A 16,839-nucleotide genomic window follows, 5' to 3' on the forward strand; every position below is an offset into this window, starting at 1 on the left:
GAACCGGGGTGATTGGTCATCGAGCTTACCAAACGACAAGAGCACATCTTACAGATAGTGAAGGATGACGGACCGATAACAGGAGAGCATATCGCGGAGCGACTGAATTTGACTCGCGCGACGCTTCGCCCTGATTTATCCATCCTCACAATGTCAGGATATTTAGAAGCCAGACCTCGGGTCGGGTATTTTTATGCCGGCAGACCCGCAAGCTCAGTCATAAGTGAACGGCTTCACAAGCTTCTCGTCAATGACTACAAGGCTGTACCGATTGTGGTTTCCGAATCCGCCTCGGCTTACGACGCCATCGTTACCCTCTTTTTGGAGGATGTTGGCACATTATTCGTCGTCAATCAAAAAGGATATTTGGCTGGCGTGATTTCACGAAAAGACCTCCTGCGGGCTTCTTTAGGCAATAAGACGCTGGAGGATGTGCCGGTCAGCATTATCATGTCTAGGATGCCGAATATCATTACATGCGCACCTGATGAGACCTTGTACGCAGCCGCTAAAAAGCTGATTGATTTTCAGATTGATTCGCTGCCTGTCGTAAGGCCTAGCGAGGAAGATCCGAAGCAAATGGAGCTGTTGGGGCGCGTCACCAAGACGACGATCGCGAAAGCATTTGTAGAATTGGGTAGCGAACCGAAAGTGTAGGAGGAGAAGCGATGCAAGGTAAACAGCAAGGACAGCTCATCTATGTAGTCTCAGACTCCATCGGCGAAACGGCCGAACTTGTCGTTCGCGCAGGAGCTAGTCAGTTTGATCGTTTTTTGTTTGATGTACAAAAGTATCCGTATATAGAAGACAAGGAATCGATTGACGAAATCATTGCATCGGCAAAAGAATCGCGGGCAATGATCGTGTTCACTCTGGTCATTCCGGAGCTGAATGCGTATATTACACAACAAGCTGCTCTTCACGGAATTCCGGCTCTTGATGTTATGGGGCCGTTGATGAATACATTGCAGGGCATGTTAAAAGAGCCACCAACAGGAAAACCGGGCTTGGTACGCCGTCTGGATGAAGAGTATTTCCGCAAAGTAGACGCCATCGAGTTTGCCGTCAAATACGACGATGGACGCGACCCACGCGGCCTGTTGCGCGCAGATGTGGTTTTGATTGGCGTTTCGCGGACTTCCAAGACGCCACTTTCCATGTATTTGGCTAACAAGCGACTTAAGGTTGCCAATGTTCCGCTTGTCCCTGAGGTAGAGCCGCCAGAAGAATTGTTCCAACTGCCAATAGAAAGGTGTATTGGGCTTACCATCAATCCGGAGCAACTGAACGGCATTCGAACAGAGCGTCTGAAGGCACTGGGATTGACAGCACAAGCAAATTACGCCAATCTCGAACGAATTGCCGAAGAACTGGCTTATTCCAAGCGCATTATTGAGCGCCTCGGATGTACCGTTATTGATGTTTCCAACAAGGCAGTGGAAGAAACGGCAAATATCATTTTGGAGATGATTCGAAAAAACAATCTCCGTAATGAAAGGAAATAGGCCGAAAGAAGGATTTTGGCGTTTTTTGTAGAAAATCAATTAGCCGAGGTACTTATCATAGCGTGAGTTTCTCAACGTTTATTGCACTTAGAAATGTGGAAAAGTAGAAAAGAAGAAAAGAAGTTTGATGTAAAGAAGGAAATTGACGAATTTTGACGAACTAAATATTCTCACGTGCGATTCTCCTTATAAAGGTGGAAAGACATGACTGGTCCCACTTCAGATGAATTTGTAAATCAAGTGCGTGCCGCTGTCGACATCGTAGACGTTGTAGGAGAGTACGTTCAACTGAGAAAAAGCGGTCGTGCCTTTCTCGGTCTATGTCCGTTTCACTCTGAAAAGAGCCCTTCCTTCAACGTAAATGCAGAGCGACAGTTTTTTCATTGCTTTGGCTGTGGAGCAGGTGGGGATATCTTTTCCTTTTTAATGAAACTGGAGCAATTGACTTTTCCAGAGGCACTGCACAAATTGGCGGAGCGTGCCGGGATATCTGTGCCCCAGCCGCAGCAGGTAGAGGAATCACCTGAAAAACGGATGAAACATGCGATGCAGGAAGCGCATACGTTCGTTTCACGCCTCTACCACTACGTGCTTACGAAAACTCCTTATGGCGCAGAAGCGATGAAGTATCTCGCAAAGCGCGGAATGTCTGAGGCGACAATCGCCGAATACCAAATCGGATTCGCCCCGGATTCCTGGGATTTCGTGACGCAGCAGTTAACAAAGCGGGGATTTTCACAGGAATTGATGGTGGAGGCAGGGCTTTTGGCCAGGAGCGATGCAGGAAAAATCTTTGATCGCTTTCGAGGTCGTATTATGTTTCCGATCCAGGATTCCCAAGGTAACGTCATCGGATTTGGTGGGCGGTTACTGCAAGGATCGAAGCCCAATTCCAACCAAAAGTCTCAACCCAAGTATCTGAATAGCCCGGAAAGCCTTTTGTTCAACAAAAGCGCTACGCTGTTTAATCTTCATCGTGCGCGCCCCATTATTAGAAAGAAAAAAGAGGCGCTGTTGTTTGAAGGATATGTCGATGTTATATCGGCATGGCAGGCGGGTTTTATGCAAGGTATTGCCACTTTGGGAACAGCCTTGACGGAGCAGCAGGCCAGAATTCTTCGTCGCAATACAGAGTCAGTTGTACTCTGTTATGACGGAGATGCTGCAGGACAAGAAGCAACGAGCAAAGCGATTCACGTTTTGCAGCAAGCCGGTTTGATCGTTCGAGTAGCTCCACTTCCACAAGGAGTGGACCCGGATGATTACATCCGCCAGCATGGGGCTGAAGCATTTTCCCAGCAGGTATTGTTACAGGCGATGCCAATTACGGCTTTCCGTCTGAAACATTTACGCAGTCAGTTCGTAATAAAAGATGAGACGGACAAAGCTCGCTTAATCGCGAAGGCGGTCGAAATCATCAACGAACTCAACAGCCCGGTGGAACGGGACATGTATCAACGGCAATTGGCAGAAGAATACTCCCTTACTCTCGGTGATCTCAAATGGGAGTCCAAACGTGCTTACAATCAGCAAAAAAGTGAGCGCCAAAGGGATAAAGTGACGCCAGCATGGAATAATAGTATAAATAATGGCAAAGTTACGCTCGCGAAAACACTGCCACCCGCTTATCACACGGCTGAGCGCATGCTGCTTTACTACATGATGCGGAACGAAGAAATAGCCGCCCGCGTCCAACATGAATGCAGCGCCCACTTTCAAGTGGATGAACACGATGCGCTGGCTGCCTACCTGTACGCCTACTATGCAGAGGGAAACCCGGAAGACCCTGGAAAGTTTATACATTATGTGCAAGACGATTTGTTAAAGCAATTAGCCTCGGGATTGGCCATGATGGAGTGCAACAACGACGTATCTGAATTAGAGATCGGTGACTACATCAAACAAGTGAATAACTACCCGAAGCGTGCCGAGTTGGAACGATTGCGCGATGAGCAGCGGAGCTTACACCTCCAAGCGGCCGCAGCGGACAGCGAGGATGCGCGCAAACAACTTGAACTTCAAGCAGCCGTTACAGGGATGAAGATTCTTGAATTGGAAAATGCTTTAAAAGAAGGGTAGCTTCAGATCATTCCCGGGGAAGGAGGGAAAGTAGATGAACAAGCAAAATATTACTTCCGACATGGAAGCAACGTCCATCGAACAAGTGAAGGAACAACTGGTCGAATTAGGTAAGAAACGCGGCGCACTGTCGTATAAGGAGATTACTGCTCGTCTGGCAGGTTTTGAGCAGGATTCTGATCAAATGGATGAGTTTTTTGAATATCTTGGTGATCAAGGCATTGAGATTAACAACAATGAGAATGAAGATGACGACGATGAAGTCGATCAAATGATCATCAAGGACGAGGACAACGAAGAATTTGATTTTGACGATCTCTCCGTTCCGCCTGGAATCAAGATCAATGACCCTGTACGGATGTATCTGAAGGAAATTGGTCGAGTTCCTCTGCTCTCCGCAGAAGAGGAGATTAAACTGGCACAGCGAATTGAACAAGGTGATGAGGAAGCCAAAAGACGTCTGGCTGAGGCGAACTTGCGATTGGTTGTATCGATTGCGAAGCGTTATGTAGGACGCGGCATGCTATTTCTCGACTTGATTCAAGAAGGGAACATGGGTCTGATTAAAGCGGTGGAAAAGTTTGACTATCGCAAAGGCTACAAGTTCAGTACGTATGCGACCTGGTGGATTCGCCAAGCGATTACCCGTGCTATTGCAGACCAGGCTAGAACGATCCGGATTCCGGTTCATATGGTGGAAACGATCAATAAATTGATCCGCGTTTCCCGCCAGCTTCTGCAAGAGCTAGGTCGTGAACCTATGCCAGAAGAAATCGCTGAAAAAATGGATCTCACTCCGGAAAAAGTTCGGGAAATCATGAAGATTGCTCAAGAACCAGTATCCCTGGAGACTCCAATTGGGGAAGAAGACGACTCCCACTTAGGTGATTTCATTGAGGATCAGGATGCATTGGAGCCATCTGATGCAGCTGCCTATGAACTTTTGAAAGAACAGTTGGAAGACGTTTTGGATACATTAACAGACCGGGAAGAAAATGTACTGCGTCTGCGTTTTGGATTAGATGACGGTCGTACACGGACGTTAGAAGAAGTAGGGAAAGTGTTTGGCGTAACCCGTGAACGGATTCGTCAGATCGAAGCAAAAGCGCTTCGCAAATTGCGTCATCCGAGTAGAAGTAAACGCTTAAAAGATTTCTTGGAATAACCGATATAAGAAGTATGTGGCCTACGTTAGCCGACGTAGGCTTTTCTTATTCATGAAAGTAAACACTTTTTGTCGTAGTTAGGAGGGGCCGCGTTGGACGACCAGCGCAAGCGCACGATTATCGCCGAAATTGAAAACTGGCGACGCAACCATTTACTGCCTGAACATTACTGCATCTTCTTGTTAAATCTGTATACAGAAGGGGATCGGCCAAATACACCGGCGTCCGCAGGCGGGATTGAGCGAATGGGAACGGCACCGGGTGTGCTGTCAGGAAAAGTCAATTCAACATCGTCTGTCACAAATACATATGCACCTAGAACTGTCTCTCCAGTGACGGGGAAAATGGTAGTGGCATGGCTCCTTGGTGCCTTTGTCATTGCTGGTTTGATCTTACTTGCTTTTCATTTTAACCGTTTTCAAACCCCAATGCAAATTACCATCTTTGCCTGTTTCGCTCTCGTTTTCTATATTCTGGGACTCGTATATCGAAGGTCGGCCCCGCCATTAACGCATTTATTCCTGGCTTTGTCTTTTCTGATCTTGATTGCGGGCGGCGTTTATTGTATCCAAAAATTGGAAGGTAGTATGCCGTTTATCCTGTTCTATTTAGGCTTCGTTTGCATGTTACTGTGCATCAGCGCCATTGTTTTCGGATATGCTTATTTGCTCTATGCAGGGTTACTGGGTTTGGCTATCTTGTATGGCATTACGACCGTGCATCGGGTAGGGATGGATTATACGTGGTGGACATCGGAGTTGTACTGGGTACCGCTTGCGTGCTTGCTCACAGGTATGGGCTTCTTGATGAATAAGGCCAATGCAAAATGGGCGGGAGTATTTGCTGTATGTGGACTTGCCTTTTTCTTTGGTGCAGAGATACAGGCGCTGTATATTCCAGCAGCGAAGCGGGACATGATTCAATTGCTGCTGTTCATTAAGGTGTTCATCGCGTCAACTTTGTTTTTCTTCACGCGAGGATATTGGTATGCGTGGTTGCGACTGTAGCACGCTGCGTGACTTCTCGTTTTCCTCCCCCTGCTTATCTGTTACAATTTCAGAAGAGAGCAAACGGGGTGAATAGATGAACAACAAGTGGAAAGTATTAATCGGTATTTTGCTGGCGGCTTTTTTTCTGGGTGGAGAAACAGTAGCCAAGTTTATGGGTGTAAATACATACAGTCTCGGATTCATAGCAGCCTCTGTATCTTTTTTGGGAGCGATTTTATTAGGAGCACGCCGATCATAGGCGTGTTTTTTTTGAGAATTTACCACATGAATTTCAAATCGTGGTGTATAATGGTAAGAGTATTCTGAACAAACGCTCAGTCAAAATTGTGTGTTTCTTGATGGTTCTTTACTAAAGCGTTTTCAAGGGGGCAGCGATTATGAACTTCGATTTGACTTCAGAACAACAAATGTTGAAAAAAATGATGCGCGAATTTGCTGATGAGGTAGTGGCACCAGGAGCAGATGAACGCGATCAAACTAAACAATTTCCTGTCGAAATATTCAAGCAGATGAGCGAGCTGAACTTGATGGGTCTTCCTTTCTCTGAGAAATACGGGGGGGCGGGAGCCGATTCTACGAGTTTTGCGATCGTTGTAGAAGAGCTTAGTCGTGCATGCGGATCTACAGGAATCACGTATTCGGCGCATATTTCATTAGGTGGCGCTCCACTTGCTTTGTTCGGAACGGAAGAGCAGAAGCTGAACTATTTAAGCAAAATCTGTTCGGGCGAAAGCTTTGGTGCGTTTGGCTTGACGGAACCGAATGCAGGGTCTGACGCAGGTGGTACGAGGACGAATGCGGTCTTGGCTGACGGGGAGTGGACGATTAACGGCTCCAAATGCTTCATTACCAATGCCTCCTATGCTTCTTTTCTCGCCTTGACAGCTGTGACTGACAAAGAGCAGGGCTCACGTGGTATTACAGCTTTTATCGTTCCGACAGATGCCCCTGGTTTTCAAGTGCTGGCGAACTATGAAAAGCTAGGCTTACACAGCTCCAATACGACCGAGCTCGTTCTTGAAAATGTCCGGGTGCCAGAGGAAAACGTCCTTGGGAAGAGGGGCGAAGGCTTCAAGCAGTTCCTCATTACACTTGATGGTGGGCGAATCGGGATCGGGGCTATGGCAGTAGGAATTGCACAGGCTGCCTACGACAAGGCGCTGCAATACTCCAAGCAGCGTACTGCTTTTGGTAACTCCTTGAGTCATTTTCAAGCGATTCAGCACAAGCTTGCGGATATGGCGATGCAAATTGAGCTGGCGAGAACGATGGTGTATAAAGCAGCGTGGTTGAAGGATCATGGTCGCAAATTTACGAAAGAAGCAGCAATGGCAAAATTGTATGCTTCGGAGATTGCCATGTCTGCTACTCATCAGGCCATTCAGATTCACGGTGGCTATGGTTATATGCGGGAGTATCAGGTGGAGCGATTTTTCCGCGATGCCCGGCTGCTGGAGATCGGCGAGGGGACTTCAGAGATTTTACGTAATGTTATCGCAAGAGAAATCGGTTGCTAGCCTTTTCGTGTTTGATAATGAAAGAGCATGACTGCCAGCGAAAACTGACAGCCATGGCTCTTTTTTTGTTTTTTACTTTTTATTGATCGCCTGGTTGTACAGTTGGGAATCCAAATCCGCTAGCGATATCGTCTCCTACAGCAGAGTTTGAGCCACCTTTGATGTCATTTGCTTTCGCACGTTTTTGCAATTCTACGCGAACATCTTGATAGCTCCAAGATGGATTGGATGCCCAGATTTTTGCAGCCAAACCTGAAATGTGCGGTGTTGCCATGGAGGTTCCGCTAATGGAATTATAGCCTCCGTTATTCCATGTAGACTGAATAGCGCGTCCTGGTGCTGATACTTCCACATCGCGCTCTTGAATCACGTAGTCTCCCGCTTGCCCGCTCTTGCCACGAGAAGAGAAGTCAGCCACACGGTAGGTTCCGTTTTGTTGAACATTCTCTAACGCTGCTACGGCAACGGTATTCACTAATGCTCCAGGGTAGCCAATGCTATTCACTGTCGGTCCAGAGTTACCAGCCGCAGCGACGACTAATACACCTTTTTGGTTTGCATAAGTGATGGCATTTGCCATAAGGGTACTCTTACCGCTAGAGCCAAGGGACATAGAGATGATCGTTTTCACGCCTAATTGAGCGGACTGGTCAGCAGCGTAACGAATGGCAAAGGCAATGTCATCCTCATAGCCCGAGCCTGAATCATCCAATACTTTATATGCCCATAGCTTCGCATCTGGTGCTACACCATAAATACCAGCGCCACCGCCGCCGTCAGCGAGTACAGTTCCAGCGACGTGTGTTCCATGACCATGCGCATCATTGCAAGCACCAGTAACAACAGGAGAAGCTTGCGTGAAATCGTTGCACTGCTCTGCGTTAGCAGTTAGGTCCGGGTGCTGTGTATACACGCCAGTATCCAGGACTGCAACACGAACATCTGCACCGCCAGTCGCAGCGGAGAGGGACTGGTTCTTATAGATTGCTTTAATTCCCCACGGAACGACTGCCGCAGGAGAGAATTCTGGTTCGCTTACCTGATCTTCTTCTATATACTCAGCGATCTTAAATTTTTTCAACACGGTAATTTTTACGTTGGGATCGCTTTTCAGTTGGTTAAGTTGATCGCTATCTACATCGAGGGTAAAGCCCTCTCCTCCAAAATCATGGCGTACTTCCAAAGGTCCAGCAAAATAACCGGTTCTTACATCTGAATCTGACTGAATTAATACCCGCGCAGTACCTAATCCACTGAATTCATTGGTTGAATCATTACTGGCTGCCCCCACACCAGTGAAGACACTCATCACTAGCGCCGAAGAAAGTAATCCCATTGCCCACCACTTGCCGGTTCTTTTTTTCAAACTATTCTCCTCCTTAAAGATATTTAGTTTGTGTAGTTCATGATGTGCATGGCGTTAATATACATATCTGTAAAAAAATTGTAAATATTTATTTATTAAAATAAAGTTCACAATTTCCTAAAAATTAAGTTAAATTACATAAAATACCATAAAACATGATTATATTTAAAAAATTTGCTTGTAATTCCGAACACTTCATCCGAGGTATGTCCACCTGTAAGCCCCCCGACTGCTATCCAAGCGTCTCCGTTAGTGCCTGGTCCCTGCTGGGTACAAGAGCGAGGATTTTGTCGTTCTTTGCTGATCATCTGTTAGGGAATTAGCATTTCGCAATTGCTGCCAAATAGGGTAGAATAGAGGCAACGGAAGGTGAATATACAGATGACATCAGTATCAATATCCAAGCGGCTACAAACGATTGCCCGCTATTGTCCAGAAGGAGCCCGCGTCGCCGACATCGGGTCGGATCATGCGTTGTTGGCTTCTTATTTGCTTGTAAAAGGAATTGCCTCTTTCGTGATCGCAGGCGAGTTGAATGAAGGGCCTTTTCAAGCGGCACAAAAACAAATACATACATTGCAGGTTAAAGATCGCGCTTCGGTGCGTAAAGGAAACGGGCTCGCGGTAGTACAGCCTGGCGAAGCAGATGTGATCTGCATTGCTGGGATGGGAGGCCAATTGATCGTTTCCATTTTGGAAGCAGGAAAAGACAAACTGGAAGGTGTGCAACGCCTGATTCTGCAACCAAACGTAGGGGAAGAAGCGGTTCGCCTGTGGATGATAGAAAATGGTTGGCAGTTAATCGCGGAGTCCATTTTGCAGGAGGACGGCGTGATTTATGAGATTCTCGTCGCAGAACGAGGCAATCCTATCTTGCCTTATGAGGGCAAAGATCGTACACAGCATGAGCTCCTGCGCATTGGTCCATTTCTTTGGGAAGAAAAATCAGAGGTTTTACGAGAGAAGTGGCTGCATGAGCAAGAAAAATGGCAAAAGGTCATCGTTCAATTAAAGCGTTCGGACAAGCCGGAAGCAGCAGAACGAATCAAAGAAATCGAAGCAGAAGTAAAATGGATCGATGAGGTGATCGCATGCTTGCGCACGGACAAACAGTAATCCAATATGTAGAACGTCTGGCACCTAAATCGTTGGCGATGGAAGGCGACAAGATTGGCCTTCATGTAGGAACCTTGCAAAAAAAGGTGAAAAAAGTGATGATCGCACTAGACGTGCTGGAATCTGTGGTGGATGAAGCAATTGCAGAGGGTGTAGACCTAATTGTGGCTCACCATGCCGTCATTTATCGACCACTCAAACACCTCCGGACGGATCTCGCCGCAGGACGCGTGTTCGAAAAGCTGATCAAGCACGACATTGCGGTATACACGGCCCATACCAATTTGGATGTTGCGTATGGGGGAATGAACGATTGGCTCGCAGAAGCGGTTGGACTCACTGACGTAGATGTACTAGATGTACTTTCACGAGAGGCTTGGAAGAAGCTCATCGTATTCGTACCCGCTACCCATAAGGAAGCAGTGTTTTCCGCACTTGCTGAAGCGGGTGCAGGGCATGTAGGCAACTATAGCCACTGTTCTTTTCAGACAGAAGGCACTGGAACCTTTTTACCTGGGGAAGGAACGAATCCCTATATCGGTTCGACAGGTCAATTGGAAAAAGCAGAGGAAGTTCGCATCGAGATGATCGTTCCCGCGTCCAAGCAATCGGCTGTGGTCAAAGCAATGCTTGCTGCCCATCCCTACGAGGAAGTCGCCTATGACATCATTCCCTTGGAGCAGTCCGGAACCGCATACGGGATTGGGCGAATCGGTACTCTGCCTGCACCACTGACGCTGCGTGAATTTGCTTTACTCGTCAAGGAACGGTTTTCCCTCCATGGCCTGCGCGTAGTTGGTGACTTGGATGCGACAGTCAAGAAAGTAGCGGTAGTAGGTGGCGACGGTAGCTCTTTTGTTTCCAAAGCAATTTTTAAGGGCGCGGATGTTTATTTAACCGGAGACATTGGTTATCACACTGCACATGATGCACAAGCAGAAGGCTTGTCGATTGTAGATGCTGGTCACAATATCGAAAAAATCATGAAGGAAAAACTGGCGACCATCTTGCTTGAACAATTGCAGGCAAATGGTTACGAAACAGAGGTTATTCCTTCGCGTGTGCACACAGATCCGTTCCAGTTTGTATAAGACGTAGCAGGATCAACCTTATGTTTCCTGCCAGATGAAGTGTAGGAGGATTTTATGTGCAGAAACTAATCCGGACAATTTCTTGTGGATTACTGACGTTAAGCTTACTCACCCCCGGCGTCGCATCAGCGGCTGGGGGCTTATTGCCATACAATGACATCAGCAAGCACTGGGCGAGAAACGCAATCATTCAAGGTGTGCAGCTCGGTTTGTTTGAGGCTGGTCCAAATGTTTCGAAGTTTTACCCAAATCGTGACATGACGCGTGCGGAATTTCTTGTCATGATCGATCGTCTTTACTACGGTGGACAGTACCATATCTATCCGCTTACTTTCTTATCCGAGCATTCGGAGTGGGCGCGAGCAGAAGGTTTTCAGGAACCGTATTTGCCGTATAAAGATGTCGATCGCCTGACGTGGATGTACAAACCAACGCTGCGCATTTCCACGATCTTGGATAGACTGTACGGTCCAAATGCAATTCAGTACATATTTCCTGGTGAGATGATGAAGCCGAATCAGCCGATCACCAACGAAGAGGCTGCCAAGATATTGCAAATGTTCACGATGTCTCCAGATAGTAAAAATGCTTGGGAAGAAGTGCGTTCCTGGGGATGGCTAGAGGGAGAAAAAACGGATCGGGTGAAGCGGGGAGATGCTGCTGTCGCAGCTGATCGCATGGTGAATTATTTCCTTCAGGATGGAATCATGCCTCTGTTGGATTACGATGGGAAAAAGTTCCCGATGGTCCCGGATATCGAAGAGGTATTGCCGTTATTCGCAACCTATACAGATCCCAAAACAACAGAAGAACAGATTTATGTAGATGCGGCTGCCGCTATTCGCAGTAGAAATGATAGTGAGGAGACATTTGAACAGCTAAGCAAGCTGGCCGATTCCTCTTTCCCGAATCAAGTCGGTGTTCACTATTTATTAAGCTGGAATCCTGAAACACCGATTGAAACCAATCTGGAGCAAGCTTTTCTTGCTATCGACGCCTACTTCGAAGACAAAATCATTCTCCCTGATACACTCGGGCTATTGAGTGCCAATGTGTATGATATTGCCTTGCAGCTAGGGAACAAGGATCAAAGCCAATACAAAAAAGTACTCGACCGACTCAGTGCTTATGAGCAAAAAGTGAAGCAAGATTCCAAAGAATGGGAAACGCTCGCCTTGTATGTCGGGGCACTGGAAATCAGGAGTGGTCAGGTAGAGCTAGCGTTGGAACGTTACCAGCGATTTGCCGACAGGAGCCCGGAGGCATTGTTGAATACTTCCTACTATTATTTGCAGGAGGGGCGTATCCAGGAAGCAGAAGAAGTTCTTGCTGCGATGAAACCGAAAGCGTCAGACAGCAGAATGAATCAGTTGCACAAAATGTTGCGCCAAGAGTTTGCGTCTTTAAAAGAACAACCAGCTATTATTTCTGATTTGGGATACTCTTTGCGCCAGTTGGACAATGCCGACACCTACCAAGTGAAGGGTGAAGCGGTGTTGAGTGGATTGACGTTCTCATACACGCAGGATATTAACAAGGAGAAACAAATAAGCAGAATTTCCGGCTTTTATCAATCTCCGCAAAAACTAATATCAGACAAGTTGCTCTCCTATACAGACGGGAAAACAAATACGCAATACTCGTATGATACGGATCGGCATACATGGGACAAGAATAGAACGGACAACGTTGACTTTTTGCACGAGTGGGTTGGTGCTGTCAAGGTAGCCGATCGTGCCAAGGAGCTTCATGCTCGCTACTACAAGCAATCATACGGAGAGTACGATGTCATTACGGAGTGGATTCCGGGGTCTATGTTAGTAGAGAAATCCAAGAAGGTTACGCTTGGACAAGGAAAAGTGAAAGACGTTCCGTTGTTCATGAACAAGTATTATATTGATCGGGTTAGCGACCAAATCGTTAAACATACGTGGCGTTATGAAGAGATTTATGAGGGCGACGAATATGTAGCCTATTCGGGTACCGACAATTACGACTTTACAAGCAATGTTGCATTCTCGATACCTGATGATGTTCGAAAAGGGGTGGCACCATGAAGCGAATTAGTCAATGGGCAGTAGCAACTGTCCTGCTACTAACAACTGTTCTTCCTGTGCAAGCGGCAGAGTATCCTTACGAAGAAACAGAAGAAGTGTTCCAGCACGTCATGGAGAGCCACTTGAGCAAACCGGCAGCCAAACAATTGGTAAAAGGGGCTCTAGAGGTGGTCAGTGAGCAGGCTAATCAGAAAAAACAGCTTCAGTTCAAAGTTTCTGAAGAAGATGATACTTGGGACGAGTTGGAATTGAGGCTTGCAGAATGGCAGAAGAAAGGCGGGTTTGATACGCCGACGATGAACACGTGGGCGATTGAAGGAATGCTCTCCACACTCAATGACCCGCACAGCGTATTTTTTACTCAAGATGAATTGCGTTTGTTCCAATCTGATGTTGAGAATCAATTTGTTGGATTTGGCTTTCGTCTGCGGCTGCAAAATGAACATATTATCATCCGTGAAATCGTTCCGAATTCTCCAGCAGCAGCATCTTCGTTGCAACGAGGCGATCAATTGATCAAAGTAAATGAGACCTCGCTGGTTGGAAAGACTTTTGAAGAAGCGTATGCTTATTTGAAGGGCAACGAAGGGACCGAAGCCGTTCTTACTGTGTATCGTCCATCCGACAAACGGGAGCACCAGGTAAAGCTGAAGCGTGCCTCCATGACCTTGCCGGAAGCGGAAGGACAGATGTTTACGAAAGGCGCGGTTGGTTATATCAGTCTTGAAACTTTCGGATCAGAAGGAGCCATCCAGGTAAGGGATAAGCTTGCAGAGCTTTCCCGCGTGCAAAAACCGTTGTCCGGATTGGTGTTAGACCTGCGTGATAATGGCGGGGGATACTTGTCCACAGCACGGGACATCGCGAGCCTCTTTATGGAAGAAGGCTTGCTTATGTACACCACGAATCGTAATGGGGTAGAGGTAGAGACGTGGGTACGAAATGGGCAGGATATCGGCATTCCAGTGCGAATTTTGGTAAACGGTGGAACAGCTTCTGCATCTGAGCTGTTGTCAGGTGCGCTGCGTGATCATGGCATCGCCAAACTTGTGGGTACCAAAACATTTGGAAAAGGGAGCGCCCAACAAGTTATTCCATTGTCGGACGGTGACGCACTGAAGCTTACACTGAATGAATATTTTACTCCTAAGCATACTGTGGTGAACCACGTAGGGCTTCAACCAGATATGGTTGTGGAGGATTATGGAGCACAAGTAGTAGAAGCTCTCCATTCATTGAACGTCACTACGTGGGAACTGAGTGATGCAGAAGGTGATACAGTCATCAATGGAATTCCTTTCCCGACGGTAGATCCTCTCTTTAAACAAACACCTCAAGGGCTGCAAATCCGAGCTGCTGTACTTTCGCATCTACTGGGTGATCCGTCCATTGGTGAAAAAGATTATGTGGAATTTGCTCCGTATTTGAAGAAGTACCCTGCACTAAAACTGCAAACGAATAATGGTATCAACACCCTCACATTTACTTCGTGAGCATGGTCCCCTGTTGCTTTAGGCGAACAGGGGCTTTTTCTTTTTCATGGCGTATACTCGGTAATGGAAAATCGAACACTATCAAGTGCGACTATGACTACTACGACAAGAAGGGTGGCAGCCGGATGAAAAAGGTCATACTTTTCCTGATCGACTCCATGATGCCTGATGTTCTGGAGCGATGCATTGCTGCCAATCAAGCACCGGCACTTCGGTTTTTCATGGAGCATAGCCAGTACATACCAGATTGTGTGACCGTTTTCCCTACGATGACGGCTTCGATAGATTGCTCCCTCATTACGGGTGTTTACCCCGATCAGCACAAAGTACCGGGGTTAGTTTGGTATGATGCAGAGCAGAAAAAGATGGTGAATTATATTAATGGAGCCAATTCCGTCCGGAAAATAGGGGTTTCGAGTTGTGCAGAAAATGTCCTATTTGATTTGAATGAACGTCATCTTAGCAAGGATGTCAAAACCATTCATGAGGTACTGGAAGAAAATAATCTCGTCTCGGGTTCCATCAACGTTATCGCCCATCGGGGACATAAGCAGCATAAGGTGAAAATGCCGACCTTACTTGATACAATCACATCTTTTTCCCTGCGAGAGCATGTGAGTGGTCCAACGATCATGAGTATGGGGACGCTGGTGCGCCCGGCGTTATTTCGTACCGTCCCGTGGGATTTCTCCCAATCTGCTTTGGAAGGCTATGGAATTAATGATGCGTATGCAATCGATGTTATGATTGAGGTAATTCGCAGCGGTCAGCAGCCACATTTTACTTTGGTCTATCTGCCAGAGAATGATCATAAACTCCACAATTCCCCGGAGGATGCCGTACAGCACTTGGCAGATGTGGACAAGCAATTGGCCCGTTTGTTGGATAGCTTCGCGTCATGGGAACAAATGCTGGAGAGAAACGTATGTATTTTGATTAGTGATCATGGACAAACCGTCATTGGAGAAAGTGAAGACCACAATATTCCATTAGATTATCTCCTGGCGAATTTTTCGATCCATGCGCTCGGTACTGACGTGACTTCGGACGTGGAAGTGGTCATTTGCAATAATGAGCGTATGACTTTTTTGTACCCAGTGAATGGAACGGATCCACTTTCTATTGTAGAAGCGGTTAGTGTGGAAGAAAGAATTGATTTAATTGCTTGGAAAGAGGGCGAGAAGGTAAAGGTGCGTCGGGGTGGAACACAACAGGAAATGTGTTTTTGGCGCAATGGGGAGTATCAAGATGCGTACGGTTCTTCTTGGTCTGTTGAAGGGGACGTTTCCGTGCTGGATGTGCAATATGATGGAGAGTGTCTTTCTTTTGATACATATCCAGATGCTTTTTCTCGACTATATGGGGCGCTGTTTTCGCAGAGCGTTGACGTGGTAGTCGTTACTGCTGCCAAGAGCTATGAATTTTTATCGGAAAGTGCTCCTACGCATTTAGGTGGAGGAAGTCACGGATCACTGCATAAGCAAGATTCGCTGATTCCGTTAGTGATTGCAGGTGCTTCGGAGAGGTTTCCACTCCCGGCAAGACTGGTAGATGTCAAAGATTTTATTCTTCGAGAGCTGGGGATTCCGTCAGCCTCAAATCGGCAATGACGGGGACATGATCCGACCAATTGACCGGTAGCAACTCGTAGTTCTCAATATTCCAGTGATGAGAAGCAAAAATATAGTCCAGACGACGGCGGAAGGCTGGAAGTGTTGGTCTTTTTTCCTGACCTGAGACAAGAGCACAGTCCATCAGGTGTGGAGTAAAGGACACATTACTCGCGTTGAAATCCCCCATTAGAAGTAATGGGGCTTTTGCGTGTTGCTGTATCAACGTCGACATGAGCTGTAGCTGGGCCAGTCTGCTTACTTGATTTAAGCTGCAGTGTGTAACGCAAAGCGTAATCGTACGACCGAATCCTTGAAAGGATGCATACAGGAGTGTCCGCTGCTCTTTTCTGGCCGGCAAAACGATGGCGTCGACATTTTCAAGCGCGTACTTTGATAGCAGTGCATTGCCGTAATACCCGCCTCCTATCGCGATCGAAGGGGAGAAGGCCAGGTGATATTGTAATTGATCAGCGATGTAGCTTGCCTGATACCCATGCTTCCCGTTTTGGTGGACTTCCTGAAGGCCGATGATGTCTGGTTTCAAGTCCTTTAAAGTCAGAGTCATTTCGTTCAGGCGTTTTCGCCACCAGAGGTCACGGCCGCTATGAATGTTGTAGCTGACTACACGCACCCTAGTTCACTTCCTTTGTTTTGACGTTATTTTTAACTTATTTAGTTTTCCCTATTGCATTAGGTTTTAGTCTATGCTATATTAAAAAACGTCGCCTCTGCTTGAGGCACAGATGGAATGAAATGCTCCTTGAAAACCGGAATAGAATTAATCTGTGAAATAAGCTTGTGTTTTACTTGAAGTCAGATTCATCTT

Annotated in this window: 14 protein-coding genes; 12 read left to right on the forward strand and 2 right to left on the reverse strand. The window is 46.8% G+C overall.

The genetic code is table 11. The annotated features are described in order from the left end of the window. The first annotated feature begins 12 nt into the window (after positions 1-12). From ccpN to HP568_RS07915, 7 genes are all read left to right on the forward strand, one after another. Positions 13-657: a transcriptional regulator CcpN gene (gene ccpN / locus HP568_RS07885; RefSeq protein ID WP_012685777.1), complete on the forward strand. Its 645-nt coding sequence runs from the start codon at positions 13-15 to the stop codon at positions 655-657. Positions 658-668: 11 nt separating this feature from the next. Continuing rightward, on the forward strand, positions 669-1,505 hold the full coding sequence (locus HP568_RS07890) for a pyruvate, water dikinase regulatory protein (RefSeq protein WP_007727584.1): 837 nt from the start codon (positions 669-671) through the stop codon (positions 1,503-1,505). Positions 1,506-1,709: 204 nt separating this feature from the next. Continuing rightward, positions 1,710-3,584 (forward strand): DNA primase, encoded by a 1,875-nt coding sequence (dnaG, locus tag HP568_RS07895; protein ID WP_048032299.1) that lies wholly within the window; start codon positions 1,710-1,712, stop codon positions 3,582-3,584. A 34-nt stretch (positions 3,585-3,618) separates the two neighbouring features. Further along, on the forward strand, positions 3,619-4,749 hold the full coding sequence (rpoD, locus tag HP568_RS07900) for an RNA polymerase sigma factor RpoD (protein WP_012685780.1): 1,131 nt from the start codon (positions 3,619-3,621) through the stop codon (positions 4,747-4,749). A gap of 93 nt (positions 4,750-4,842) precedes the next feature. Next, positions 4,843-5,757 carry a hypothetical protein gene (locus HP568_RS07905; RefSeq protein ID WP_173628795.1) on the forward strand — a complete coding sequence of 305 codons (915 nt, stop codon included), beginning with the start codon at positions 4,843-4,845 and terminating at the stop codon, positions 5,755-5,757. A 76-nt stretch (positions 5,758-5,833) separates the two neighbouring features. After that, on the forward strand, positions 5,834-5,998 hold the full coding sequence (locus HP568_RS07910; protein WP_173628796.1) for a hypothetical protein: 165 nt from the start codon (positions 5,834-5,836) through the stop codon (positions 5,996-5,998). 139 nt (positions 5,999-6,137) lie between these two features. Then, positions 6,138-7,277, forward strand: coding sequence for an acyl-CoA dehydrogenase (locus HP568_RS07915; protein ID WP_048032301.1), 1,140 nt, complete (start codon positions 6,138-6,140; stop codon positions 7,275-7,277). 79 nt (positions 7,278-7,356) lie between these two features. On the opposite strand, the gene HP568_RS07920 is transcribed toward HP568_RS07915, so the two are convergent. After that, the gene (locus HP568_RS07920) at positions 7,357-8,643 is read right to left on the reverse strand and encodes a S8 family peptidase (protein ID WP_173628797.1); all 1,287 of its coding nucleotides are present in this window, start codon (positions 8,641-8,643) and stop codon (positions 7,357-7,359) included. Positions 8,644-9,024: 381 nt separating this feature from the next. Between HP568_RS07920 and HP568_RS07925 the strand changes: the two genes are divergently transcribed. The 5 genes from HP568_RS07925 (at position 9,025) to HP568_RS07945 (ending at position 16,010) form a co-directional block, all read left to right on the forward strand. Beyond that, complete coding sequence (locus HP568_RS07925) at positions 9,025-9,759, forward strand: tRNA (adenine(22)-N(1))-methyltransferase (protein WP_056491144.1); 735 nt, start codon at positions 9,025-9,027, stop codon at positions 9,757-9,759. Then, the gene (locus HP568_RS07930) at positions 9,735-10,850 is read left to right on the forward strand and encodes a Nif3-like dinuclear metal center hexameric protein (protein ID WP_173628798.1); all 1,116 of its coding nucleotides are present in this window, start codon (positions 9,735-9,737) and stop codon (positions 10,848-10,850) included. The genes HP568_RS07925 and HP568_RS07930 overlap by 25 nt, the downstream gene beginning before the upstream one ends. A gap of 56 nt (positions 10,851-10,906) precedes the next feature. Then, a complete protein-coding gene (locus tag HP568_RS07935) occupies positions 10,907-12,907 on the forward strand; it encodes an S-layer homology domain-containing protein (protein WP_173628799.1) in 2,001 nt (666 codons plus the stop codon). After that, entirely contained in the window at positions 12,904-14,400 is a 1,497-nt protein-coding gene (locus tag HP568_RS07940) for a S41 family peptidase (protein ID WP_173628800.1), read from the forward strand. Before HP568_RS07935 ends, HP568_RS07940 begins: the two co-directional genes overlap by 4 nt. A 125-nt stretch (positions 14,401-14,525) precedes the next feature. Continuing rightward, positions 14,526-16,010, forward strand: a complete 1,485-nt coding sequence (locus tag HP568_RS07945) for an alkaline phosphatase family protein (protein WP_173628801.1) — start codon at positions 14,526-14,528, stop codon at positions 16,008-16,010. On the opposite strand, the gene HP568_RS07950 is transcribed toward HP568_RS07945, so the two are convergent. Further along, the gene (locus HP568_RS07950) at positions 15,964-16,644 is read right to left on the reverse strand and encodes an endonuclease/exonuclease/phosphatase family protein (RefSeq protein WP_173628802.1); all 681 of its coding nucleotides are present in this window, start codon (positions 16,642-16,644) and stop codon (positions 15,964-15,966) included. The two genes, HP568_RS07945 and HP568_RS07950, sit on opposite strands and share 47 nt — an antisense overlap. Positions 16,645-16,839: the final 195 nt, after the last annotated feature.

This window comes from Brevibacillus sp. MS2.2 (genome assembly GCF_013284345.1).
In the GTDB taxonomy this organism is placed as follows: domain Bacteria; phylum Bacillota; class Bacilli; order Brevibacillales; family Brevibacillaceae; genus Brevibacillus; species Brevibacillus brevis_C.